General features: G+C 67.7%; 21 protein-coding genes. 4 read left to right on the plus strand and 17 right to left on the minus strand.

Annotated elements, in window-relative coordinates:
* Positions 1-455 precede the first annotated feature (455 nt).
* The 9 genes from gcvH to nudE form a co-directional block, all read right to left on the minus strand.
* Positions 456-851: a glycine cleavage system protein GcvH gene (gene gcvH / locus G370_RS0107760; protein WP_019660083.1), complete on the minus strand. Its 396-nt coding sequence runs from the start codon at positions 849-851 to the stop codon at positions 456-458.
* 94 nt (positions 852-945) lie between these two features.
* A complete protein-coding gene (gcvT, locus tag G370_RS0107765) occupies positions 946-2058 on the minus strand; it encodes a glycine cleavage system aminomethyltransferase GcvT (RefSeq protein ID WP_019660084.1) in 1113 nt (370 codons plus the stop codon).
* A 122-nt stretch (positions 2059-2180) separates the two neighbouring features.
* Positions 2181-2624, minus strand: coding sequence for an NfeD family protein (locus G370_RS0107770; RefSeq protein WP_019660085.1), 444 nt, complete (start codon positions 2622-2624; stop codon positions 2181-2183).
* A 1-nt stretch (position 2625) separates the two neighbouring features.
* The gene (locus G370_RS0107775; protein ID WP_019660086.1) at positions 2626-3585 is read right to left on the minus strand and encodes an SPFH domain-containing protein; all 960 of its coding nucleotides are present in this window, start codon (positions 3583-3585) and stop codon (positions 2626-2628) included.
* 66 nt (positions 3586-3651) lie between these two features.
* Entirely contained in the window at positions 3652-3954 is a 303-nt protein-coding gene (locus tag G370_RS0107780) for an Mpo1-like protein (protein ID WP_019660087.1), read from the minus strand.
* A 125-nt stretch (positions 3955-4079) separates the two neighbouring features.
* A complete protein-coding gene (locus G370_RS0107785) occupies positions 4080-4409 on the minus strand; it encodes a YnfA family protein (RefSeq protein WP_010482716.1) in 330 nt (109 codons plus the stop codon).
* Positions 4406-5245, minus strand: coding sequence for a nucleoside triphosphate pyrophosphohydrolase (gene mazG / locus G370_RS0107790; RefSeq protein WP_019660088.1), 840 nt, complete (start codon positions 5243-5245; stop codon positions 4406-4408). Before mazG ends, G370_RS0107785 begins: the two co-directional genes overlap by 4 nt.
* Before the next feature lie 13 nt (positions 5246-5258).
* The gene (gene cysQ, locus G370_RS0107795; protein WP_019660089.1) at positions 5259-6062 is read right to left on the minus strand and encodes a 3'(2'),5'-bisphosphate nucleotidase CysQ; all 804 of its coding nucleotides are present in this window, start codon (positions 6060-6062) and stop codon (positions 5259-5261) included.
* A complete protein-coding gene (nudE, locus tag G370_RS0107800; protein WP_019660090.1) occupies positions 6059-6622 on the minus strand; it encodes an ADP compounds hydrolase NudE in 564 nt (187 codons plus the stop codon). The genes cysQ and nudE overlap by 4 nt, the downstream gene beginning before the upstream one ends.
* Before the next feature lie 77 nt (positions 6623-6699).
* On the opposite strand from nudE, the gene bioA reads away from it, so the two are divergent.
* Entirely contained in the window at positions 6700-8091 is a 1392-nt protein-coding gene (gene bioA, locus G370_RS0107805; RefSeq protein WP_019660091.1) for an adenosylmethionine--8-amino-7-oxononanoate transaminase, read from the plus strand.
* Positions 8082-8819, plus strand: a complete 738-nt coding sequence (locus G370_RS0107810) for a 16S rRNA (uracil(1498)-N(3))-methyltransferase (protein ID WP_019660092.1) — start codon at positions 8082-8084, stop codon at positions 8817-8819. The genes bioA and G370_RS0107810 overlap by 10 nt, the downstream gene beginning before the upstream one ends.
* A gap of 153 nt (positions 8820-8972) precedes the next feature.
* Here the strand turns inward: G370_RS0107810 and G370_RS0107815 are convergent, their stop codons facing one another.
* The 7 genes from G370_RS0107815 to pilG form a co-directional block, all read right to left on the minus strand.
* Positions 8973-9437, minus strand: coding sequence for a chemotaxis protein CheW (locus G370_RS0107815; protein ID WP_019660093.1), 465 nt, complete (start codon positions 9435-9437; stop codon positions 8973-8975).
* Positions 9434-10774 carry a chemotaxis protein CheB gene (locus G370_RS0107820; RefSeq protein WP_019660094.1) on the minus strand — a complete coding sequence of 447 codons (1341 nt, stop codon included), beginning with the start codon at positions 10772-10774 and terminating at the stop codon, positions 9434-9436. The genes G370_RS0107815 and G370_RS0107820 overlap by 4 nt, the downstream gene beginning before the upstream one ends.
* Positions 10761-17459, minus strand: a complete 6699-nt coding sequence (locus G370_RS0107825) for an Hpt domain-containing protein (RefSeq protein WP_019660095.1) — start codon at positions 17457-17459, stop codon at positions 10761-10763. The genes G370_RS0107820 and G370_RS0107825 overlap by 14 nt, the downstream gene beginning before the upstream one ends.
* A 100-nt stretch (positions 17460-17559) precedes the next feature.
* On the minus strand, positions 17560-19596 hold the full coding sequence (locus tag G370_RS0107830; protein ID WP_019660096.1) for a methyl-accepting chemotaxis protein: 2037 nt from the start codon (positions 19594-19596) through the stop codon (positions 17560-17562).
* A gap of 41 nt (positions 19597-19637) precedes the next feature.
* Complete coding sequence (locus G370_RS0107835; protein WP_019660097.1) at positions 19638-20168, minus strand: chemotaxis protein CheW; 531 nt, start codon at positions 20166-20168, stop codon at positions 19638-19640.
* On the minus strand, positions 20168-20530 hold the full coding sequence (locus tag G370_RS0107840; protein ID WP_005410717.1) for a response regulator: 363 nt from the start codon (positions 20528-20530) through the stop codon (positions 20168-20170). The genes G370_RS0107835 and G370_RS0107840 overlap by 1 nt, the downstream gene beginning before the upstream one ends.
* Positions 20531-20548: 18 nt before the next feature.
* Positions 20549-20950: a twitching motility response regulator PilG gene (gene pilG / locus G370_RS0107845; RefSeq protein ID WP_005418455.1), complete on the minus strand. Its 402-nt coding sequence runs from the start codon at positions 20948-20950 to the stop codon at positions 20549-20551.
* 240 nt (positions 20951-21190) lie between these two features.
* Here pilG and gshB point away from each other — a divergent pair, with 240 nt between their 5' ends.
* Both gshB and G370_RS0107855 read left to right on the plus strand, forming a co-directional pair.
* Positions 21191-22138: a glutathione synthase gene (gene gshB, locus G370_RS0107850; protein WP_019660098.1), complete on the plus strand. Its 948-nt coding sequence runs from the start codon at positions 21191-21193 to the stop codon at positions 22136-22138.
* The gene (locus tag G370_RS0107855) at positions 22138-23022 is read left to right on the plus strand and encodes an energy transducer TonB family protein (RefSeq protein ID WP_019660099.1); all 885 of its coding nucleotides are present in this window, start codon (positions 22138-22140) and stop codon (positions 23020-23022) included. Before gshB ends, G370_RS0107855 begins: the two co-directional genes overlap by 1 nt.
* Before the next feature lie 651 nt (positions 23023-23673).
* Here G370_RS0107855 and tsaB read toward each other — a convergent pair.
* Positions 23674-24387, minus strand: a complete 714-nt coding sequence (gene tsaB / locus G370_RS0107860) for a tRNA (adenosine(37)-N6)-threonylcarbamoyltransferase complex dimerization subunit type 1 TsaB (protein ID WP_019660100.1) — start codon at positions 24385-24387, stop codon at positions 23674-23676.
* Between the last annotated feature and the right edge of the window lie 4 nt (positions 24388-24391).

Below are 24391 nucleotides of genomic sequence, written 5' to 3' on the forward strand. Positions count from 1 at the left end.
CCCGCGAAAAATTTTCACATCCGCGCCATCCATGGTGGTGCCTGCACGGTCGCCACGCTCCGCGCTCGACGACCGCCGAAGCGCCACGCACGCATGCTGCCTGCAGCAACAACCATGCAAGCGTTGAACAAAAAGTACTTGAAATAAGCACTCTGCGCAGATGCATGCACGTCGGTGGCCACTGCGTCCACACATCGCCAGCACCGGCTGCCGCTGGCACCAACGCCAGCACAACGGCGCCGCAACGGGGGGCAAAAAGTTTTCACATCCGAGTACGTCGGCGCGGGGCGGAAACGCGGATTTGCGCAAAACTGCGCACGCCGATCGGCACCGATTGTCAGTCCGCTGATGCCACGCCGAGGGTGCCAAGCGAACCGGCCGTCATGAGTCCGACGCACTCGCCAAAACGAAAACGGCCACCCGAAGGTGGCCGTTTCAGAATCCGCAAGCGCGACTCAGTGGTCGTCGCTCTCCAGGACTTCGGCGTACGCGTCCGGATCCAGCAGATCGTTGACCTCTTCGGCGTTGGCCAGTTCGACCACGAACATCCAGCCTTCGCCGTAGGCATCTTCGTTGATGGTTTCCGGCTTGTCGGACAGGGCCGAGTTGACCTCGACGACCTTGCCGCTGATCGGGCTGTAGACGTCCGAGGCGGCCTTCACCGACTCGACAACGGCGATCTGTTCGCCGGCCTTGGCCTCGGCGCCGACTTCGGGCAGTTCGACGTAGACCAGGTCACCCAGCAGGCCCTGGGCGTGGTCGGAAATACCGACGGTGACGCGGCCATTGCCTTCGACACGGGCCCACTCATGGGACTTGAGGAACTTGAGGTCGCCGGGGATCTCGCTCATGGGACTGCTCCAGAGATATGCAGGGGGTGGAAAAAACGGGGCTAGTGTAACCAACCGGCCGCCACTGCTGTCAGTGACGACCGGCACGTTCGGATCAGGCGTCGGCGAGCACGCCGGGCTGGGCCTGGCCTTCGCGCACGAACGGGAACTTGACCACGCGTACCGGCACCTGCCGGCCGCGGATGTCGACGGTGACCTGGCCGAGTTCACCGGCCGGCACGCGGGCGAAGGCGATGCCCTTGGCCAGCGTCGGCGAGAAGGTGCCGGACAGGATCTCGCCCTCGCCGCTGGCCGTCGTCACTGCCTGGCCGTGGCGCAGCACGCCCTTTTCGTCCATCACCAGGCCGATCATCTGGCGCGCGGTGCCGGCAGCCTTCTGCGCTTCCAGCGCGCCGCGGCCGATGAAGTCGCGGGCTTCGTCCAGCGACACGGTCCAGGCCAATGCTGCCTCATATGGGCTGATCTCTTCGTCCATGTCCTGGCCGTACAGGTTCATGCCGGCTTCCAGGCGCAGCGTGTCGCGCGCGCCGAGGCCTGCCGGCTTCACGCCTGCCGCCAGCAGGCGGTTCCAGAACGCGACCACGGCATCCTGCGGCAGCAGGATTTCGAAGCCGTCTTCGCCGGTGTAGCCGGTGCGGGCGACAAACAGCTCGACGCCATCGTCGGACTGCACCTGCAGGGCGGCGAAGCGGCCCAGCTTGGTCAGCGCGGCGCGGTCGGCTTCGCGGGCCAGGCTGATGACGATGTCGCGCGCCTGCGGCCCCTGCACGGCCAGGATGGCCAGGTCCGGACGCTGCTCGACGGACACGCCGAACGGTGCGGCCTGCTCACGCAGCCAGGCCAGATCCTTTTCGCGGGTCGAGGCATTGACCACCATGCGGAAGAAGTCGTCGCCCAGGTAGTAGACGATCAGGTCGTCGATGACGCCGCCACGGGGATTCAGCATGCACGAGTACAGTGCCTTGCCGGTGACCTTCAGCTTGTCGATCGAGTTGGCCAGCAGGCGGCGCAGGAACGGCTTGACCTGCTCACCGCGCAGATCGACCACGGTCATGTGGCTGACGTCGAACACACCGGACTCACGGCGCACCAGGTGGTGCTCGTCCAGCTGCGAGCCGTAGTGGATGGGCATGTCCCAACCCCCGAAATCGACCATCTTGGCGCCAAGGGCGCGGTGGGTATCGTTGAGCAGCGTCTTCTGGGTCATGACCGGGTCCGGCAGCAGAGGAAACAAGAACCCCCATTATCCCAGATCGGTCACCCACAGGTCGCGCCGCAGCGCAGCGCCGGAGCCGAGCCCACGCGACGCCCGCACGAAGAGGCCCGGCTCTACAAGGAGCGGCCCGCAGCCTCAACCTGCAGCGTGCTGCCCTGTACCGCCAGCACCCGTACCCACGTACCCGCCGGCAGCTCCGGGCCGCTCACCGGCCAGGACGCGTCATCGATGCTGACCCGGCCCTGCCCGCTGACGATGCCCTGCTGCAAGGGCACCACCCGACCGACCAGCTGCTCGGCACGGCGGTTGAGCAACGGCGCATCGCTGGGCCGCGCCCTTTTCCTGCCCCAGCGCCGGTAGCACTGGATCGAGACCACGCTCAGCACGACGAAGGCAACGACCTGCCACAGCAACGGAATGCCGCTGAACACCGCAACCAGGACGAACACGGCCGCTGCGCCAATGCCGATCCACAGCATGAACGCCCCGGGTGCCAACGCCTCTGCCGCGAACAGCAGCAGCGCCAACGCGCCCCAACCGACGACTTCCCAGCGCATGTCAGCCTCCGATCGGCGGTGGCCGCTTGCCTGCGGCCTTGGTGGTCTGGTCGCCCAGTGCCTGCTTGGCCAGTTCGGCCACGCCAGCGATCGAACCGATCACGCCGCTGGCCTCCATCGGCATCAGCACCAGCTTCTGGTTCGGCGAGCTGGCCAGTTCCTTGAACGCCTCGACGTACTTCTGGGCGACGAAGTAGTTGATCGCCTGCACGTCACCTTCGGCAATCGCCGCCGACACCATCTGGGTCGCCTTGGCTTCGGCCTCGGCCAGGCGCTCGCGGGCCTCCGCATCGCGGAACGCGGCTTCGCGACGGCCCTCAGCCTCCAGCACGGTAGCCTGCTTTTCGCCATCGGCGCGCAGGATCTCCGACTGGCGCGAACCCTCTGCCTCGAGGATCTGCGCGCGCTTCTCGCGCTCGGCCTTCATCTGCCGCGCCATCGCATCCAGCAGGTCGCGCGGCGGCTGGATGTCGCGGATCTCGATGCGGTTGACCTTCACGCCCCAGGGATTGGTGGCATGGTCGACCACGCTCAGCAGCTGGGCATTGATCACCTCGCGCTGGCTGAGCGATTCATCCAGGTCCATCGAGCCGATCACGGTACGGATGTTGGTCTGCACCAGGGCGATCATTGCCACTTCCAGATTCGCGACCTCATAAGCGGCCTTGGCAGCGTCCAGGACCTGGAAGAACACCACGCCGTCCACGCGCACGGCGGCGTTGTCCTTGGTGATCACTTCCTGGCTGGGCACATCCAGCACCTGCTCCATCATGTTCACCTTGCGCCCCACCCCGTACACGATCGGGATCAGGAAATGCAGGCCCGGCGTCATGGTGTGCGTGTAGCGCCCGAAGCGCTCGACGGTCCATTCGAAGCCCTGGGGCACCATCCGTACCGCTTTGAACAGGATGACCACGGCCACGAAGGCCAGTACCACGGTAAAGAACATGGTCGGGAACATCTCGCTTTCCTTATCTGTGACGTCCAGGCCCCAGCATAGCGCGTGAAGGCCACATTCACAGCGGAACTACCAGGGCACGCGCCCGCGCAGGATGTCGGCGAACATCACCCAGTCGCCCATGAACGAGTACAGCGGATGCTGGAAGGTGGCCGGACGGTTCTTCTCGAAGAAGAAATGGCCGACCCAGGCGAATCCATAGCCGCAGGCCAGCGCAGCGAGCAACAGCATCGGCTGCCCGCGCAGGCCCGCTGCCATGACCAGCACCAGCACGCCGCAGCTGCCGATGAAGTGCAGCCGCCGCGAAACCGGGTGGCGGTGCTCGCTGAGATAGAACGGATAGAACTCGCGGAAGCTGGCGAAGCGGGACATGCGCGTGCTCCGGGGACCAGGGCCGCCACCATCATGCACCATCGCTGCCCTTGCAGCATCGAGCCATGCTCGGCTTGCGCGCGCCGGCGCAGTGGGAAGGAAGAGCGGCCGAGCATGGCTCGGCCCTACACCGATGAGGTGCGCGGACCGAACATGATCACTGCCATGCCGGCCAGGCACAGGGCGGCACCGAACAGGTCCCACCGGCTGGGACGGATGCCGTCGACCAGCCACAACCAGAACAGCGCCGTGCCGATGTAGACCCCACCGTAGGCGGCATAGACCCGCCCACTGGCGGTCGGGTGCAGGGTCAGCAGCCAGGCGAACAGCGCCAGGCTGGCGGCCGCCGGCAGCAGCAGCCAGATGCTGCCGCCCTTGCGCAGCCACAGCCACGGCAGATAGCAGCCGACGATCTCGGCCAGCGCGGTCAGCAGGAACAGGCCGAGTGTCTTCACGCTTTCTCCGCTGCCTTGGCTTGCTGCCACAGCGCTTCCTGCGCATCCAGGTCCATCGCGGCCAGCGCTTCCCCCTGCGCGTCGGCCTGCGCTTCCATCGCACGGAAGCGACGTTCGAACTTGTGGTTGGCCCCGCGCAGCGCCGCGCCCAGGTCGATGTCGGCATGGCGGGCCAGGTTGGCGCAGACGAACAGCAGGTCACCCAGCTCTTCCTGCAGGCGCGCCTTGTTGCCGGCGATATCGCCGCGCTCGAACTCCTCGCGCAGCTCCTGCAGTTCCTCGGCCGCCTTGTCCAGCACCGGCAGCGGACCTGGCCAGTCGAAACCGACCTTGGCCGCGCGCGACTGCAGCTTCACCGCACGTTGCCACTCCGGCAAGCCGCGCGAGATACCGGCCAGTGCGGAGGTGTCCTGCTCGCCCTTGGCCGCACGCTCGGCACGCTTGATCGCCTCCCAGTTGCGCGTCACGCCGTGGGCATCGTCGACGCTCACCTCGGCGAACACGTGCGGGTGGCGGCGCTGCATCTTGTCGCTGATCGCGCGGGCCACGTCTGCGAAGGCGAAGCTGCCCTGCTCTTCGGCCATGCGCGCATGGAACACCACCTGCAGCAGCAGATCGCCCAGTTCATCGCAAAGATCATCGAGATCGCCGCGATCGATCGCATCGGCCACCTCGTAGGCTTCCTCGATGGTGTATGGCGCGATGGTTGCGAAGTTCTGCTCCACGTCCCAAGGGCAGCCGCCCTGCGGGTCGCGCAGGCGCGCCATGATCGCCAGCAGGCGCTCCAGCTCATGGGTGGCGGCGCTGCCGGTGGTGGGAGTGTCGTGCGCGCTCATGCGGCCTCCAGGGTCAGTCGGACAACCAGTCGCGCCATGGCAGGCTGGTGTCACCAAGGGCAATGAAATCGCCGTTCAACAGGGTTTCGCGGCGGTTGTAACGGAACGGCTTGCCGGTCGCGGCCGACAGCACCGCGCCGCCGGCGGCGTGCAGCACGCACTGGCCGGCGGCGGTATCCCATTCGGAGGTCGGGCCCAGCCGCGGATAGACATCCAGGCCACCTTCGGCGATCCGGCAGAACTTCAGCGACGAGCCCTGCGCGATGGTCTCGATGCGGCCCATCCTTGCAAGCAGGGCCTCGGTTTCCGGTGAGCGGTGCGAGCGGCTGGCAGCAACCCGCAGCGGTACGGTGGCCGGCGTGCGGGTGCGCAGCACGGTGTCGTGCAGGCCCTGCCGGCGATAGGCCAGCTCGCCGCGCATGGCATGCCAGACGATGCCGGTCACCGGGGCCAGCACCACGCCGAAGGCCGGTGCGCCCTGGTAGATCAGCGCGATATTGACACTGAACTCGCCGTTGCGCTTGACGAATTCACGGGTGCCGTCGAGCGGATCGACCAGCCAGTACGCGCCCCAGTGGCGGCGCTGCTCCCAGGCCACCTGTGCCGATTCTTCGGACAGGATTGGCAGGTCCGGGGTCAGCTGCTGCAGGCCCTGTTCAATGACCTGGTTGGCCGCCAGGTCGGCACTGGTGACAGGGCTGCTGTCGTCCTTGATCTGTACATCGAAGCCATCGGCATAGACCTGCATGATGGCCCGTCCGGCGTCCTGGGCGATGGCGATCGCGGTCTCGCGCAGGTCCGTGGTCAGCTTGATCATCGCAGTCCCTGCAGCCACTGGCGGGCGATGAACAGTGCCGCCAGCGAGCGCCCCTCGGAAAAGTCCTCGCGCAGCATCAGCTGGTCCAGCTCGGCCAGCTTCCACGGGATGACTTCCAGTTCTTCCGGCTCGTCGCCGGCCAGCTTTTCCGGGTACAGGTCGCGTGCCACCACCAGCCACGACTGGTGGCTCATGTAGGTCGGGGCCAGGGTCATCGCGCGCAGCACATCGACCCGGCGCGCGCCGAAACCGGCCTCTTCCTTCAGCTCGCGGTCGGCGGCCTGCTCGGGGGTCTCGCCGGCATCGATCCGCCCCTTGACCAACCCCAGTTCATAGCGGTGCATGCCGGCAGCGTATTCACGTACCAGCAGTACGGTCTCGTCGTCGAGCATCGGCACCACCACCACTGCGCCATGACCTCGGCTGACCAGACGTTCGAACCGGCGGCGTTCGCCGTTGGAGAACTCCAGGTCCAGATGCTGCCGCTGGAAGGGGCCGTTCTCCTCATCTGTGATCCGATGGATGATCGGCAAGCGACGCCCGGCACGGTCATCGTTCATGTGGAATCTCCGCGGCGGCCGGCGCCTGCGCCGGTGCCGATAGAATGTGCAGGCAGCAACATGTTCATGAGCCCGAAATGCTAGCAGACCCAACCCCCTCCCCGCTGGCCCAGCACTGGCGGCAACGCGATCTGCAGGTGCTCTGGCACCCGTGCACGCAGATGCGCGAGCACCCGCATACCCTGCCGCTGGTGCCGATCGCCCGTGGTGAAGGCGCATGGTTGATCGACCACGACGGCAATCGCTACCTGGACGCCGTCAGCAGTTGGTGGACCAACCTGTTCGGCCATGCCGAACCGCGCATCGGTGGTGCCATTGCCGCCCAGGCCAGGCAACTGGAACAGGTGATGCTTGCCGGCTTCGGCCATGAGCCAGCCATCAGCCTGGCCGAACGCCTGCTCGCACTGGCCCCACGCCAGCCTGGCCGCGAACCACTGGCCAAGGTGTTCTACGCCGACAACGGGTCCGCCGGCGTGGAAGTGGCGCTGAAGATGGCCTTCCAGTATTTCCAGAACCGAGGGGAACCGCAGCGCACGCGTTTCATCGCATTGGAGAACGGCTACCACGGCGAGACCCTCGGCGCGCTGGCGCTGGGAGACATTCCGCTGTATCGCCGCGTCTATGCGCCGCTGCTGGCCGAAGCGCTGTTCGCGCCCTCGCCCGATGCTTTCCTGGCTGAGCCCGGTCAGAGCCCGGCTGAGCGTGCACGGCAGGCCGCCGATGGCCTTGCCACGCTGTTCGACCAGCACCCGGGCGAGATCTGTGCGGTGATCCTGGAACCGCGCCTGCAGTGCGCCGGCGGCATGCGCATGCATGACCCGGTCTACCTGCAGCGCGTGCGCGAACTATGCGACGCCCATGGCGCGTTCATGATCGCCGACGAGATCGCCACCGGCTTCGGCCGCACCGGCACCCTGTTCGCCTGCGAGCAGGCCGGGGTGATGCCGGACCTGATGTGCCTGTCCAAGGGCCTGACCGGCGGCTTCCTGCCGCTGGCCACCGTGCTGGCCACGCAGGCGCTGTACGACGCGTTCCTCGACGACTCACGCGAGCGCGCCTTCCTGCATTCGCACAGCTATACCGGCAACCCGCTGGCCTGCGCGGCGGCATTGGCCACGCTGGACATCTTCCGCGACGACGATGTGATCGCCCGCAACCGTGGCATCGCCTCGGTGATGGGCACGCTGGCCGCACCGTTCAGCGACCATCCGCACGTGGCCGACGTGCGCCAGGCCGGCATGGTAGTTGCCTTCGAGCTGTCGCGCGACGGCAACAAGCGCACGCCCTTCGACCCGGCCATGCGGCTGGGCCTGCATGCCTACAAGGCCGCGCTGAAACGTGGCGTGGTGCTGCGTCCGCTGGGCGACGTGCTGTACTGGATGCCACCCTACTGCGTGGACGACGAACAACTGGAGCTGCTGGCACATACCACGCTGGCGGCGATTGACGAGGCGATTGCATGCGCGTGACCCGCTGCCCCATCGACCTGGCGCTGCACAGCGGCCAGACCGTGACCCTGCCGGAAGAGACGGCCAACCATCTGGTGCGGGTGATGCGCCTGCGCGAGGGTGATACCTGCGTGCTGTTCAACGGCGATGGCCACGACTACAGCGCCACGCTGACTGCCGCCGGCAAGCGCGAGGTGCAGGTGCGCATCGATGCGGTGCAGGCGGTGGACAACGAATCGCCGCTGGCGATCACCCTGCTGCAGGGCATTGCCCGAGGCGAAAAGATGGACCTGATCCTGCAGAAGACCACCGAGCTGGGCGTGAGCGCCATCGTTCCGGTGAATGCCGAGCGCACCGAAGTGAAGCTGGATGCCGCGCGCGCGGAGAAGCGCGTAGCGCACTGGAACAACGTGGTGACCTCGGCCTGCGGCCAGTCCGGGCGCGCGCGCATTCCGCAGGTTGGCTCGCCGGTGTCATTGGCGCAGGCGGCGGCGACGCTGCCGGCCGATACGCTGCGGCTGACCCTGGACCCGCACGGTGCCCATCGCCTGTCGACGCTCGACGCGGCGCCGACGGGCGGCATCGTGATCGCGATCGGCCCGGAAGGGGGCTGGTCGCCGCGCGACCGGGATCAGTTGGCAGCGGCAGGATTCCAGGGCCTGCAGCTGGGGCCACGCATCCTGCGTACCGAGACCGCCGGGCTGGCCGCGATTGCCGCATTGCAGGCGCGGCTGGGCGATCTGGGGTGAGGCTGATTCGTTGTAGTGCCGGCCAGCGCGTCCAAGGCAGCAGCCGAGCGTAGGCTCGGCTCTACAGGCCCGCGCCAGATTGCAGTTTCCTTGTAGAGCCGAGCCATGCTCGGCTCGGTGCCGGTCGGCAGCCGGCACTACCAGCCTGGTGGATCAAGCCGCCAGCGAATCCAGGGCGGCTTCCAGTGCGTCCAGGTTCGGCAGCAGCGCGCTCTGCTCACCCAGCAGCACGCGCATGTGCACGATCTGCGGCAGGTTTTCCTCGGAAGCATCGGCCAGCAGGCCATCGCGCGGCACCGAGATCAGCTGCGGGAAATTCTGCGTCAGCAGCGCGTAGTACGGGCGCTGCGCGTTGCCGCTGAGGGCCTTCAGCACCACCACCTTGTTGTGGCCGCCCACGGCTTCCTCGCCCAGGCCGGAAAGGCGCGCGAACGACACCAGCGGCACCTGCCAGCCGTGCCAGCCGATTTCGCCGACCAGCCAGCGCGGGGCATCGGAAACCGGCTGCACCGGCACCCGCGACATCATTTCGGCCACGGTGGCATTGGGCAGCAGCACGCGTTCGTTGCCGGCCTGGATCAGGACGCCTCGGATTTCGTCATTGCTGGCATAGCTCATGGTGCGTCTCCGTTATCGTCTTCCACGCCCCAGCGCGAGGCGATGGCCTGCGCCAGTTCCTGTGGTTCACCGGCCACCATGCCAGCGGCGACCACCGCCGTGGCCGCGGCAGGGTCATAGCAGCCCTCGCCGACCTGCCCGGCCACCCACGCACCGGCGGCGGCCAGATCCAGTGCCGGCCCCACAAGCGCAAGGTCGGCGCCGCTGAGCAGGACCAGCGCGGTGTGCTCAGCCGGCAGCGCGGCAATCGAGATCCCTTGCGCGTCGCTGACGAAATGCAGGCCGTCGCTGGCTGCCTGCACGCCGATGTCATCGGCCAGCACGTGCACTTCACCGGGTGTTGCACGCTGGCCGACTTCGGCCAGCTGCACCGGCAGCGGCGACACGCGCGCCATCTGCTTGACCAGGTTTCCGTAGCGGCCACCGTCCAAGCGCATATGCACCAGTACCGGGACGCTCAGCGATGCAGGCAGCGCGCCCAGCAGGCGACGCAGTGCATCCGGGCCGCCGATGCCGGCCAGCACCAGCAACGATCCGGCGCGTGCGCCCACGGGCGCACCAGCATCCAGATCGACCAGGCTCAGATGGCCGGTATCGAAGGAAGGCAGCGGGGCCTCCGGCGCGGCGTGTTGCGAAGCGGCTGCCGGAACGTCGGCCACGTCATCGACCAGCGACCATGCGGTGTGGTCGAAGGAGATCGGCGGAATGGGCGGTGCTGCGGGCGCGATCGCCGCCAGCGATGGCGGTTCGGGGGCCTCCAGCGGCTCAGGCACGACCGGCTGCAGCGCCGCCAGCGCCTGTTCCAGCGCAATCGGTTCGTGCAGCTGCGCAGGCGGCGAGTACAGGCTGTCAGCGGGGACCTCGTCGGCCCAGCTCGATGCCTGGTCCAGGTGCGCCTGCAGCGCTTCTTCCTGCGGTGCCGGTGGCGGTGCCGGATGGCCCGGCGCCAGTTGCAGGCTGGGTTCTTCTTCGGCCCCCGGCGGCAACACCTGCTGATGGCCATGCAGCTTCGCGGCCAGATGACGGCCCCAGCGCTGGGCCTCCCAGCCATCACGACGTGCGGCCAGTTCGGCCTCGTCGAAGACCAGGGTCAGGCCCGGTGCGGACAACACCGTTTCCAGGCGCTCCAATGCGTCCTCAATGGCGGTCTCCAGCGCAATCACCACGACCTGAGGTCGGGCGTCGTGCAGCAGCTGCGGCTCAAGGCTGTTCGGGTCGTCTTCCAGCACCAGCTGCACATCCGCATGCGACAGTGCCTCGCGCAGGCGCTCGCGCGCCGCGCCGGGACGGGCCAGCAGGGCAACGGCCGGAGCCGCCTGGGTTTCACTCACGGACACGGGCGATCCCCAACAGGTCGTACACGTTACGCATCAGGTCCAGTTCCTGGTACGGCTTGCCCAGATAACGCTGGACACCGATCTCGAAGGCGCGCTGGCGGTGCTTGTCACCGCTGCGCGAAGTGATCATCACGATCGGCACGTCCCTGTAGCGCGGGTCGGCACGCATCGCGGTAGCCAGCTCGTAGCCATCCATGCGCGGCATCTCGATGTCCAGCAGCATCAGGTCCGGTACCCGCTCTTCCAGTCGCTCCAGTGCTTCCACGCCGTCGCGCGCAACGCTGACCTCGAAGTTGTGGCGTTCGAGGATGCGGCCGGTGACCTTGCGCATGGTCAGCGAGTCGTCGACCACCATCACCAGCGGCACCTGGCGCTCCTGGCGCGGCGCATTGGCCAGTACCGGCAGCGTCGGGTTGGCCAGGAAACGGCGCACCAGCGGCGCCACGTCCAGGATCACCACCACGCGGCCGTCGCCGGTGATGGTGGCGCCGTAGATCCCCGGCACCGACGCGATCTGCAGGCCGACCGGCTTGACCACGATTTCGCGGTTGCCCAGCACCTGGTCGATCGCGACGGCGGCGCGCAGATCACCGGCACGGACCAGCAGCAGTGGCACCTGCTCCTGGCCGTCGGCACGCGCCGGGGCCTGGCCGACCAAGCTGCCAAGGTCGTACAGCGGATAGTCTTCGCCGCTGTAGCGGTAGCTGCTGTCGGCAGCCTCGAAGCGCTCGCGCGACAGGCGGCCGATACCACTGACCGAGGCCACCGGCACTGCGAAGGTGGTTTCGCCGATCTGCACGAACACCGCCTGGGTGACGGCCAGCGTCTGCGGCAGGCGCAGGGTGAAGCGCACGCCCTGCCCACGCACTGACTGGATATCGACCGAGCCACCCAGCTGGCGCACTTCGTTGCGCACCACGTCCATGCCCACGCCACGGCCGGCCAGCTGGCTGACCTGGTCGGCGGTGGTGAAGCCTGACGCGAAGATGAGGTTGTCCAGTTCCTGCTCGTTCGGCTGCGCATCGGCGGCCAGCAGGCCGCGGTCGATTGCGCGGCGGCGGATCGCTTCGCGGTCCAGGCCAGCGCCGTCATCGGCCACTTCCAGGACGATTTCCGAGCCTTCGCGGTGCAGGCGGATGGCGATCTCGCCCTCCTCCGGCTTGCCGGCGGCGCGGCGCTGTTCCGGCGCTTCCAGGCCATGGGCCACCGAGTTGCGCAGCATGTGTTCCAGCGGCGCGACCATGCGGTCGAGGACGTTGCGGTCCAGTTCGCCGTGGGTGCCTTCCAGAGTCAGGTGGACCTGCTTGCCGGTATCCATGCCGGCCTGGCGGACCACGCGGCGCAGGCGCGGCACCAGGCCATCGAACGGCACCATGCGCGCGCGCATCAGGCCGTCCTGCAGCTCCGAACTGACACGCGACTGCTGCTGCAGCAGCGAATCGTACTGGCGCGACAGATCGTCCAGCACGCCCTGCAGGCCACCCAGGTCGGCCGCCGATTCGTTCAGCGCGCGGCTGAGCTGCTGCAGGGTGGAGAACCGATCCAGTTCCAGCGGGTCGAACTTCTGGTCGGCCTGGTCCTGCTCGCGCTGGTAGCGGGCGACGATCTGCGCCTCGGTTTCCAGGTCGAGGCGGCGCAGCTGGTCGCGCAGTCGCGCATTGGTTCGCTCCAGTTCGCCCATCGCGCCGCGGAAGGCGCCGAGCTGCTGTTCCAGCCGCGAGCGGTAGATCGCCACTTCACCGGCATGATTGACCAGGCGGTCGAGCAGGTCGGCGCGCACGCGCACCTGTTCCTGCTGCGGACGTGCCAGGGGGTCTTCATCGACCGTACCCTCGGCCGGCAGCGGTGCCGACAGCGGCGCATCGACAATCGGCGTCAGCGTGGCCGCAGCCTGCGCCGGCACGGTCTCGGCCTCGCTGGCTGCACGCGCGGCCGTGGCGGCTGCAGCAACATCGGTGGTGGTGCGAACCTCGAAGGCCTCCACCAGATCCAGCGCCGGCTCCACCACGCGGTGGGTGCCGGTACGGGTGAGCAGCTGGTGCAGGCGGTCAAAGCCGCGTTCCAGCAGCTGCACGTCGCGGCGCTCGATTTCGGTACGGCCAGCGGCCACCGCTTCCAGCAGCGATTCAATGCTGTGGCCGAGGTCGCCGATGGCATTGATACCGGCCATGCGAGCGCCCCCTTTGAGGGTGTGCAGGTCACGCTGCAGGCCGGCCAGCACCTCGCGATCCTGCGGTGCATCACGCAGCTCGCTGATCAGGCCATCACAGTGGTCGAGCAGGTCCCTGCCTTCCTCGACAAAGATGTCGACCAGCTCGCGGTCGTACACGCTGAAGTCAAGCGCATCGGCATTGGCACCGTCTTCGGCATCCGCCGCAACAGGCGCCTGCTCAACATCCGGCGCAGGGGGCTCGATGTCGGCCGCTGCGATCTCCGCGCCGGCACCGGTGTTGATCGTGCCCTGGCCCGGCGCCTCTTCCATTTCGAAGAACCGCACCGGAGCACCACTGCCAACGCGTGCCTCTGCGCTGAACGCCTCAATCACCGTCGCCGGGGACGGCTGATCGGCGCTCTCTCCTTCACCGACCGCCGCCTCCCCGCCGACGTCCGCATCCTCGGCAAAGGCATCTGCCTCGCCCGGCGCGAGTTCGCTGGCCTGGAGGCCGATCACGGGCCATTGCCCGTCGTCGTCCAGGGTCCGCTCTTGCTCGATCACGTGCAGGCCGGCCTCGAGCGCGGCTGCCAGCGTGACCGGTTCTGCGAAACCCGGCACAGCCATTTCATCCTGCAGGCTCGACAGCTCGCTGTCGAGTGGCAATGCAGCAGCGTCGTCAATGACGCTGTCATCGCCGCTGCCCGAATCAAAGGACAAGGACGTATTCAGGTCGATCGCGTCAACTTCCGCAGACACCGGCAGCTCTTCCGCGTCGCGGTCGTCGACCGGCAGCGCACTGGCGTCGAGGTACGGCGACAGATCGTCGGCCATGGTCAGATCAGCGTCGTCGACGGTCTCGATCGTGGGCGCGGCAGCTGCGTCGGCCCCTTCGACAACAGGCGCACTCTCCACCGGCTGGATCGATTCAATCGCGCCGGTGTACGCCACTGCGGGTTCATCTTCTCCCTGCACCGACGGCCAGCCGGCATCGAAGTAACGCGAAAGATCGTCGCTGGCGGTCAACTCGCCGACTTCCAGGCCGCTGTCGGCGGCGACGTCCGGCGTCCTGAGATCGGGCGCAGATGGAACCGGTTCCAGCGCATCTTCGGCAAGCGGCTCGGCAATGAGATCAGGAGCCGCATCGGAAGCAACGGGCATGCTGGTTTCGCCCAGCGCGTCCAGGCCGGCCAGCGGCGCTTCGGCTTCGGATGCCTGCTCGACATCTGGCGCCGGTTCGGTGCCCTCTTCATCCTCGTCTTCCGACGCGAACAGCGGCCAGCGCGCTTCCGGCAGCTCGCCAGCCAATGCCTGCAGCCGCTGCACCAGCGCATCCTGCGGCGCAATGCGCGGGTGTTCGGCCTGCAGCGCCTCCATGGTCGCGGTGATCGCCTGCGCAGCTGCGTCCAGCGCGGCGACACCCTCGTCGCCAGGTACCACATCGGCGGCCAGAGCCCGCTTGATGTAGGACTCGGCGCCGCCGGTAACGGCGGTGATTTCCGGCACTTCGGTCATCGCGAAGGCGCCGTTCATGGTGTGAACCGCACGCAGCAGTGCGTCGCTGACCGGCTGCGGTGCCTGCTGTGCCGAGCGCAGCCACTCCTGCAGGGTCGCCTGGTGGACTTCGACCTCGGCCTCGAGGATCTCGCGCAGCACGCTGTCGATGTTGGCCGGGGTCCCGGCGTCTTCGGCCACCGCCGAGGCATCGGCCTGCGCCGACGCAGCGGCCTCGGCGTCCAGCAGGCGGCTGATTTCGTCTTCGCCTTCGGACTCGGCCAGTGTCGCTGCCGGTGCGGCCGCAGCCGGCAACGGCACATAGAAGGTCTCCTCGCCGGCGCCGACCCGATCGGCGATGGCCTGCATTGCCTGCAGGTCCACGCTGATGCGCTGGCCATGGCGCAGCGCGGCATTCAACTGCGGCAGTGCGGCGTGCGCATTGTCGACCATTGCCAGCACGGCCGGCGTGGCCGGCCGGCTGCCATCAAGCACGCGGTTGAGCATGCCCTCGATCTTCCAGGCGAACTCCCCCAAGGTGCGCGCGCCGACCAGTCGGCCACTGCCCTTGAGGGTGTGGAAGATGCGGCGGATCGGCCGCAGCCGGTCCATGTTGTCCAGCTGCGTGCGCCATGCCGGCAGCAGCGTGCCAAGGTTGGCCAGTTCGTCGTCGAACTCTTCCAGGAACACCTCGCGGATGTCCTCGTCGATGTTCTCGGCATCGTCGTCGAAGCCGGCCTCGAAGCCGGCCTCGGTCCCAGCCACGACCGGGATGTCCGCAGCGGGCGGAGCCGCCATGGCCTGCGGATTGAAGTCGGCCGCCGCGGCGCTCAGCTCGGCAAAGAACTGTGCGTCGGCTTCGCTGAAATCGATCGGTGCGATGGTGTCGATATCAATCACCGACACCGCCGGTGCCGGTGCATCGGAGGCCGGCGTCAGCACCTCGGCCATCGGCGCGGCCGCGTGCTCCGGCACATCCGCCGCAACGGCGTCGACTTCGGCAACCACGGGGCTTTCGTCCAACGGCTGGGGCCTGGCGTCATCGACGGTCTCCAGCGACGGATGCAGTCCGGCGTCGTCGTCCAGCGACAGCGTCTCCATGGCGTGCAGCGACAGCACGTCGTCGGCGTTATCCAGCGCATCGGCGTAGAAACGGAACACCACGTCGTCACGGGCAGCAACCACATCGTGCTCGGCAGCCACCGGGTCGAACACCGGCGCTGCAAAGCCAGTGGTGTCAAAGGGTACCGACGCGTCGACGTCGTGCTCGACATCCGCCACTGCCACGTCAGCCGATACCGGTGGTGTCGCCTCCGACAGCGTCCATTGCGGCACCGATTCCATTCCGGTTTCGGCGCGTTCGAAGCTGACCGGATTGAAACTGGCGAAGGTCGGGCTGCGTTCGTCTTCGGCACTCGCGGCCGGATCGGCGTCCGGATGGAACGGCGCGAGATCCCACTGCGGCACCTCGGGCGCAGGCGCGCTGGAGGCGGCGAAGACCAGCGCCGCCTCGCGGTCGTCATGCAGCGACAGCGGTGTGGATGCAAGGTTCCCCAGCGCACCGAACATCAGGCGGTTGTCCAGCACCTCCGGTGCAGGCGTGGCCGGTGGTGGATCAAAGGTGAAGTCCGGCAAGGGCACCGGCACAGTGCCGGCGGCGGGCGCGGCTGGCTGAACCTGAATCTCGATGCGCTCCGGCTGCAAAGGCTCGGCCTGCAGCGCGACCGGCTCCCGGTCCACCAGCAGCGATGCGAACGGAACCGGCGCGGCGGCAACCGGTTCCACCGCGTTGCGGTCCGGCAACGGCCAATAGCGCAGCGCTTCAAGGCTGCTGCGGGTGATGTCGAGGATGTCCTCGCGGCCCGGACGGCGGTCGCGCAGGGCTTCGAGGTAGTACTCCAGGCTGGCCATGGCATCGGCCAGGGTGTCCAGCTGGCGGCCACTGGGCACGCGCTGGCGACCGATCAGCTCGGCCTCGATGTACTGCTGTACGCCACGCAGGTAGTCTGCGGCGGTGCCCAGATCGAGCATGCGCAGCGCACCGGATACATCACCCAGCAGGCGCGGCACATCCTGCAGCTCGGCATGGTTCCAGCTGGTTTCGATGAACGCGACGAAATGCTCGCGGGCGGCGGCGAAGTTGGCGATGGCTTCATGCGCCAGCACCTCCACCGTGCGGCGGTTCTCAACCGCGCTCGGATCGTCCTCGCCACTGCCGCCAGCGCCCAGATGGGCGACCTGGTCGTCCAGCGAGGCGTCCACGTAGAGCAGTGCCCCGGCGATATCCAGCAGCAGGTTCTCATCGATCTGCTGGCGCCCTTCCACCACCCCACGCAGTGCGTCACGCTGCTGCACGACCACGCTGCGGGCCACGCCCAGGCCCATCATGCCCAGCGTATCGGCCACCGCCCCGAGCTCGTTGGCCTGGGTCTGCAGCTGTTCCGGAGCACCGCCGGTGCGCAGGTGCAGGTCCAGCGCATCCTTGATGCGCAGCAGTTCTTCCTTCACCGCACTGCCGACCGTGTCCAGCAACTCGCGGTTGCGTCCGCTCAGGCTGCCGCGGGCATGGTCCAGCTCGGCCTCGGTGGCGGTGACGCTGTCCGGTGCGAATGCCAGCAGCACGCTGTCATGCACGCCTTCTTCGCCACGCGCGGCACGGATCTCGTTGAGCAGCGGCATCAGCACGATCGGGATGTCGCGGTGGCCGTTCTGCAGGCGCTCCAGGTAGTCGGGCAGCAGCACACTGCCACGCATCAGGGTCGCGCAGGCTTCATCACGGTCGGCCACGCCGTCGGCCCCGATGGCATTGGCCAGTTGTTCCAGTTCCTCGGCCACCATCGCCGGTGCATACAGCTCGACCATGCGCAGGGTGCCCTGCACCTGGTGCAGGTAGCCGGCGCAGATGCGCATGCGGCTGGCATCGCTCGGGTCTTCGGCGTAGTACTCGACCTCGTTGCGCACCTGGCGCAGGGTCTCGTCCAGCTCGGGCTTGACCCAGCCCAGCGCTGCGTGGCTCATCGCATCGCGCAGACTGCTCATGGACGCGCTCCGTTCGCCGCCGCGCGGTGGCCGTGCGAGTTCTGGCGTGGGGAATGGAAATGCTTCATCGACTGGTTCCTTGCTCGCCGCCCTGCCCGCGTCACGCCGGCAGCTTGAAGTCGGCCACCGAACGACGCAGGTCCGCCGCCAGCTGCGCGAGGTGGCCGATCGATTCGGCGGTCTGCCCGGCGCCCTGCGAGGTCTGGCCGGTGATCTGCCGGATCACGCCCATGGTGCGGGTGATGTCCGAGGCCGCAGCCGACTGCTGCTGGGCGGCGATGGAGATGTTCTTGATGAGGGTGTTCAGTGCATTGGACACGCGCTCGATCTCGGTCAGCGCGGTGCCGGCATCCTCGGCCAGGCGTGCACCGGACACCACTTCGGCGGTGGTCTGTTCCATCGAGGTGACCGCTTCGTTGGTGTCGGCCTGAATCGCCTGCACCAGGTTCTCGATGCGTCGGGTCGCACCCGAGGTGCGTTCTGCCAGGCGCTGCACTTCGTCGGCCACGACCGCGAAACCGCGGCCCGCTTCACCGGCCGACGCCGCCTGCACCGCTGCATTCAACGCCAGGATGTTGGTCTGCTCGGAAATGTCATTGATCAGTTCCACGATCGAGCCGATTTCCTGCGACGACTCACCCAGGCGCTTGATGCGCTTGGAGGTTTCCTGGATCTGGTCACGGATCTGGTCCATGCCCTGGATGGTCTCGCGCACCACGCCGGCACCTTCGGCGGCAATCACCACCGAGCGCTGTGCCACGTCGGCCGACTCGGCCGAGTTGCGCGACACCTGTTCGATGCTTGCCGCGATTTCGCCGATGCGGTCCGACGCCGAGGTGATCTGGTTGGCCTGGTGGCCGGCCGCCTCTGCCAGCTGCATGGCGGTGGCCTGGGTCTCCTGGGTGGACAGCGCGACCTTGGCCGAGGTGTCATTGATGGTGGTCACCAGGTGGCGCAGCTCGTCGACGGCGTAGTTGATCGCGTCGGCGATGGCACCGGTCATGTCCTCGGTCACCGAGGCCTTCACCGTCAGGTCGCCCTCACCCAGCGAGGAGATTTCGTCCAGCAGCCGCATGATCGCCTGCTGGTTGCGGCTGTTGAATTCCACCTGGGTCTGGTAGCGCAGTTCCTGCTCGCGCGAGCGGCTGCGCACGTTGGTGGAAACGAAGCCGATGATCGCGATCAGCGACAGCGCACCGGAGACCACACCGATCCAGAAGTTCGGGAACAGGCGGGTGTCGGACACCGAGCCGAACGAGGAGAACGCGTCGAACAGCTTGCGGCTGTCATCCAGCATGTGGGCCGAACCCTGGCCCAGCGCGGTGGCGGCGGACTGCGCCGCGAACAGCTGGCGCGAGCTGGCCAGGATCGCGTCAGCGTCCTGCTTCATCGCTTCCCACTTCTGCTGCGACTGTTCCAGCGCGGCCACGGCAGCGGCACCGCGCACGGCGGTGATGCCCAGTTCCTCGTTGCCATTGCGCAGGCCGTCGAGCACCTGCGAGAACACGGTGATGTCACGCGCCAGCGCATCGCCGGCCGTAGCAGCGCCGCTGCCACCGGCGCGCATTTCGGTTACGCGGCGGGCCATGGAGCCGGCCACCACGACCTGCTGCAGTGCGCTGTACACCTGCGACGAGGGCGCGCCGGCAGCGGACATCGCACGCACCAGCTCGTTCAGCTGGGCCTGCAGCCCCGGCACGGCGCCGGTGAAGTTGTTGGCGTTGCCGGCCAGGGCCAGCACCGCCGGTTCACTGGCCACCAGCTGCCCGGCCTGCTTGCCCAGCGGCGCCCAGGTCTCGCCCAGCGTGGCGATCGCACCGGACACGCCCGGCTCCTTGCCATAGCGGCCCTGCAGGGTCGACACATTCTGTTCGATCGCGTTGCGGGTGGCCTTGAAGGCAGTGAACGCCTGCGCGTTGCCGCCCACCGCGTCACGGCCCTGGTTGGCCAGCTGCTGCGACAGCACCTGCAGGTCGGCCGCCTTGGAACCGGCATCGGCCAGGCGACTGCCCTGCCAGGTAGCGACGCCGGTGTTGACGCCGAACAGGATCATCGATGCCAGCAGCAGGAACAGCCAGAGGTTGCTGCCGCCCAGCCGCAGCTTGCCGGTCTTGGTGGCGTCCGAAGCAGTACTCATCGTTCAACCTCGATCTTCAATGCAGGGGGCGATGCCTGGCCTCAGGCCGCGGCTTGCCGGAATTCAGGGGTGCGCGACAGCAGCGAAAGCGAGAATACGCCCCAGTCGTGGCCGTCGGCATGGAAGGCGCGATCGACGAAATGGCCGTAGCGCCCTTCGGCCAGCATGCCGGCCTCGATCTGCTGGTCCAGTTCGAAGCTGCGCTGGCCGAACAGTTCATCGATGGTCAGTGCGACGTCGCCACCGGCCTGGCGCATGATCAGCACGCGCTGGCCTTCCTGCTGCACGGTACGCACGCCTTCCAGGAAGTACTTCAGGTCGACCACCGGGAACAGGTTGCCGCGCAGATTGCCCACGCCGAGCAGCCAGGGCTGCGCGCATGGCACCGGGGTCACCGGCGGCATCGGCACGATCTCCACCACTTCGCGGAAATCGGAAACCAGCCGGCGCTGGCCGACGCGGTAGCCCACGCCACGCCAGAGGTCCTGGGCGAACTGCCGTTCGGGCAGCTGCACCGCGTGGGCCAGGCTGCGGCGTTCATAGGCTTCGAGGATGTCGAAAGGCGAGCGCATCAGGCCACCAGTTCGTTGATCCGCGCGATCAGTTCATCCTCGCGCGGCGGCTTGACGATGTAATCGGCCGCGCCCTGGCGCAGGCCCCAGGCCTTGTCGGTTTCCATCGCCTTGGTGCTGACGATGATCACCGGGATGTGCTTGATCGCTGCGTCACGGGCCATCGCGCGGGTGGCCTGGAAGCCGCTCATGCCGGGCAGGACCACGTCCATCAGCACCAGTTGCGGCACCTGGTCGCGGACCAGCTGCAGTCCATCCTCGGCGTTGTCCGCTTCCAGCACCTCGTGGCCGGCACGGCGCAGCCACTGGGTGAACACCGCGCGGTCGGTCGGTGAATCCTCGATCAGAACGATACGAGCCATTGTGCCTTTCCCCCCTGGTCAGGCGTTGACGTATGTGCGGATGGCACCCAGCAGTTCTTCACGCGTGAATGGCTTGGTCAGGTATTGCTCCGAGCCGACGATGCGTCCCCGCGCCTTGTCGAACAGGCCATCCTTGGACGAGAGCATGATGACCGGGGTCGCCTTGAACAGCTGGTTGCCCTTGATCAGCGCACAGGTCTGGTACCCGTCCAGGCGCGGCATCATGATGTCGACGAAGATGATCTGCGGTTGCTGGTCTGCGATCTTCGCAAGCGCTTCAAAGCCGTCGGTGGCGGTGACCACCTCGCAGCCTTCCCGCTTGAGCAGTGTTTCCGCAGTCCTGCGGATGGTCTTCGAATCATCGATGACCATCACCCGGAGTCCTGCGAGTTCCCCGCCCGCAGTCGTGTTTTCAGTCATTGCCTATCCCCAAGCGCACGGCCCGATCTCTGGCGGGGGCCGCTACGAAAGCGTATCTATATCGCACTTTCCGCGCCCGCTTCAAGGCCGGCCCATGGCGCGGGGCATGGCAGCCTCCTGAACGTGACGGGTTTCGCAATGAGTGCGCGAGCGCCGGGCGGACGCTGCGTTGCAGTATGGCAGGGAGGCGCGCGACCGGCGTTGCCGCTACCATCAACGCCTTGCCTGACAGGTGCGCCCATGCCGTTGAACGTCATCGTGGTGATGGACCCCATCGCCCACATCAAGATCGCCAAGGACACCACCTTCGCCATGCTGCTGGAAGCCCAGCGCCGCGGCCATGCCCTGCACTATGTGCGCCCGGGCGGCCTGGCCCTGGAGGGTGGCGTGGCAGTGGCCCAGACCGCGCCGCTGCAGGTGCGCGACGACCCGGCTGGCTGGTATGAGCTGGGCGCATTCAGCCGTACCGAATTCGGCCCCGGCCAGATCGTGCTGATGCGCAAGGATCCGCCGGTCGACGCCGAGTACATCTACGACACCCAGGTGCTGGACGTGGCTGCGGCCGCCGGTGCCTGCGTGGTCAACAATCCGCAGGGGCTGCGCGACTACAACGAGAAGCTGGCCGCGCTGCTGTTCCCGCAGTGCTGCCCGCCGACCCTGGTCAGCCGCGACGCCAAGGCCTTGAAGGCCTTCGCGCTGGAGCATGGCCAGGCCGTGCTGAAGCCGCTGGACGGCATGGGCGGCCGCTCGATCTTCCGCAGCGGCCAGGGCGATCCGAACCTGAACGTGATCCTGGAAACCCTGACCGACGGCGGCCGCAAACTGGCACTGGCCCAGAAGTTCATTCCCGACATCACGGCCGGCGACAAGCGCATCCTGCTGGTCGATGGCGAACCGGTCGACTACTGCCTGGCGCGCATCCCGCAGGGCGACGAGTTCCGGGGCAACCTGGCTGCCGGTGGCCGCGGCGAAGGCCGTCCGCTGAGCGAGCGCGACCGCTGGATCGCGGCCCAGGTCGGCCCGGAGATGAAGCGTCGCGGCATGCGCTTCGTCGGCCTGGACGTGATCGGCGATTACCTGACCGAGGTCAACGTGACCAGCCCGACCTGTGTACGCGAACTGGACGCACAGTTCGGCCTGAACATCGCCGGCACCCTGTTCGACGCGCTTGAGGCCGGCCTGCGCTGATGGCAACCGCACCTGCCGTCCTGCCCCCGCCACCACGCGAAGCGCAACGGCTGGGGGCGACCATCGCGCTGTCGGTGCTGGTTCACGCGCTGCTGATCCTGGGCGTGGGCTTCGCCGTGAAAGGCGATGCACCGCTGGTGCCCACGCTGGAAGTGATCTTCAGCCAGACCCGCACCGCGCTGACGCCGAAGCAGGCCGATTTTCTTGCCGCAGCCAACCAGGATGGCGGTGGCGAACACGACCGCGCACAGCGTCCGCGCGACAACCAGGCCGGCATCGTGCCGCAGGCGCAGCCCGGTTTGAGCCCGGTCCCACAGCAGCAGCAATCGGCCGCGCCGATCCCGCCGCCACAGGCACGGGTGGTCAGCAGCCGCAATGGCGAAGAGGCGGTCGCGCAGGCCCAGTCCCGCACCACGCCGGATCAGCCCGAACCGGACGCCCCGCTGAGTGCGCGCGAACAGCGCGATGTGGAAATGGCCCGACTGGCCGCAGAAGTGCATCTGCGCTCGGCGCAGTACGCCAAGCGCCCGAACCGCAAGTTCGTGTCGGCCAGCACGCGCGAGTATGCCTATGCCAATTACCTGCGGGCCTGGGTTGACCGCGCCGAGCGCGTGGGCAACCTGAATTACCCGGACGAGGCCCGGCAGCGCCGGCTGGGCGGCCAGGTGGTGATCAGCGTGGGCGTGCGCCGCGATGGCAGCGTGGAGAGCAGCCGGATCCTGCGGTCGAGCGGAACGCCACTGCTGGATGAGGCGGCACTGCGGGTGGTGAAGCTGGCGCAGCCGTTCCCGCCGTTGCCGAGGACCGAGGATGAGATCGACATCCTGCAGGTCACCCGCACGTGGGTATTCCTGCCGGGTGGCACCCTGCACGACGATCGGTAGGGTTCTGGTGCCCGGGCCTGCGGCCCGGGACCCGCAGAGGCAACGGCCACAGCCGAAGCAACAGCAGAAGCGGCGGCGGGGATGCTGGACCTGGCGGGGCGGTGTGGGCTTGCAGGACACGCCGTAAACCCCAGACCGGCCCAGCCGCTGGCGGCTGTGCGTTCGGGCGCTTGCGAAACAGTGCTTCGCAACCAAAGCGCCCTCACCCCTGGGGGCTCGATGGCGCCTTGCTCGTGTGCGCTGTCCTGCGCACACGGCAAGACCGGGGTTGGGCTTCCTGCCCAAGCCGCCCGAGGCGTGCCTCGGCCCATGGCGCCAACGGTCCTGCAAGCCCACACCGCCCCGCCTCTGACAGATCGCGGCGCACCATTGCTTTGGTAGGTGTCGACCTTGGTCGATACACATCCACGCCACGCGTGGATGCAAGCGAAGCGACCCGCTTTTGATTTTGACTTTTCTCTTTTTTGATCTTCCGTGGCGGACGCGCACGGAAACTGTCAGAGGCCGGGCGGGTGGGCTGCGCAGGGGCGTGAGCCGCATGGATGCGGCGACCGAGCTTACATGGACGTACTTGCAGCGCCCCCTGCGCAGCCCACCCGCCCGGCCAAACCACGGCTTTTGATCTACGCGACCAACTCCGCCACGAGGGGCTCAGCCGTTGGCCTTCGCCTTCGCCTCGCGCGCGGCCTGCTGCTCGACCAGGGTCAGTGCCACGTTGTCACGCAGGTATGCTGGTTCGACCTTCTCCGGTGCGACGGTTTCGCCGCGGGCGAACGCCGGCACCGCCAGTGCGAGCACGTCAGACGCACGCGGCAATGCCGTGGCGTCGAATCCGCGCAAACCTGTGCCGAGCTGCGCGACCAGCGCACCCTCGGCTGCGGCGAACCCGGTACCGACACCGTAGGCCGACAGCCCTTCCGGCAGCGCTACCGCAGCGGGTGCGCACACGCGTTCGGCATCGCGTGCCACCGGCAGGCCGTCCACACGCTCGAAGCGCGCAACGTACAACTCTCCCATCCGTGCGTCGATCGCCGACAGGATCTGCGTTTCTTCCGCCGGTGCCCGCAGCGCCAGCACCTGCAGCGTCGAGACCGGCAGCAACGGACGATCCAGCGCCAGTGCGATGCCCTGCGCGATGGCGATCGCCAGACGCACGCCGGTGAAAGCACCAGGACCGCGGCTGAGCGCGATACCGTCCAGCTGGCGGCGGCTGATGCCGGCTTCGGCCAGCAGCGCCTCGGCCCACGGTAGGCTCAGTTCGGCATGCCGGCGCGGGGCGATCTCGAAACGTTCCAGTACCTGTCCATCGACATGCAGGGCAACGGAACAGGCTTCGGTGGCGGTTTCAAAGGCGAGCAGTTTCATCGGA

It is taken from the genome of Stenotrophomonas hibiscicola ATCC 19867 (assembly GCF_000382065.1).
GTDB lineage: Bacteria > Pseudomonadota > Gammaproteobacteria > Xanthomonadales > Xanthomonadaceae > Stenotrophomonas > Stenotrophomonas hibiscicola.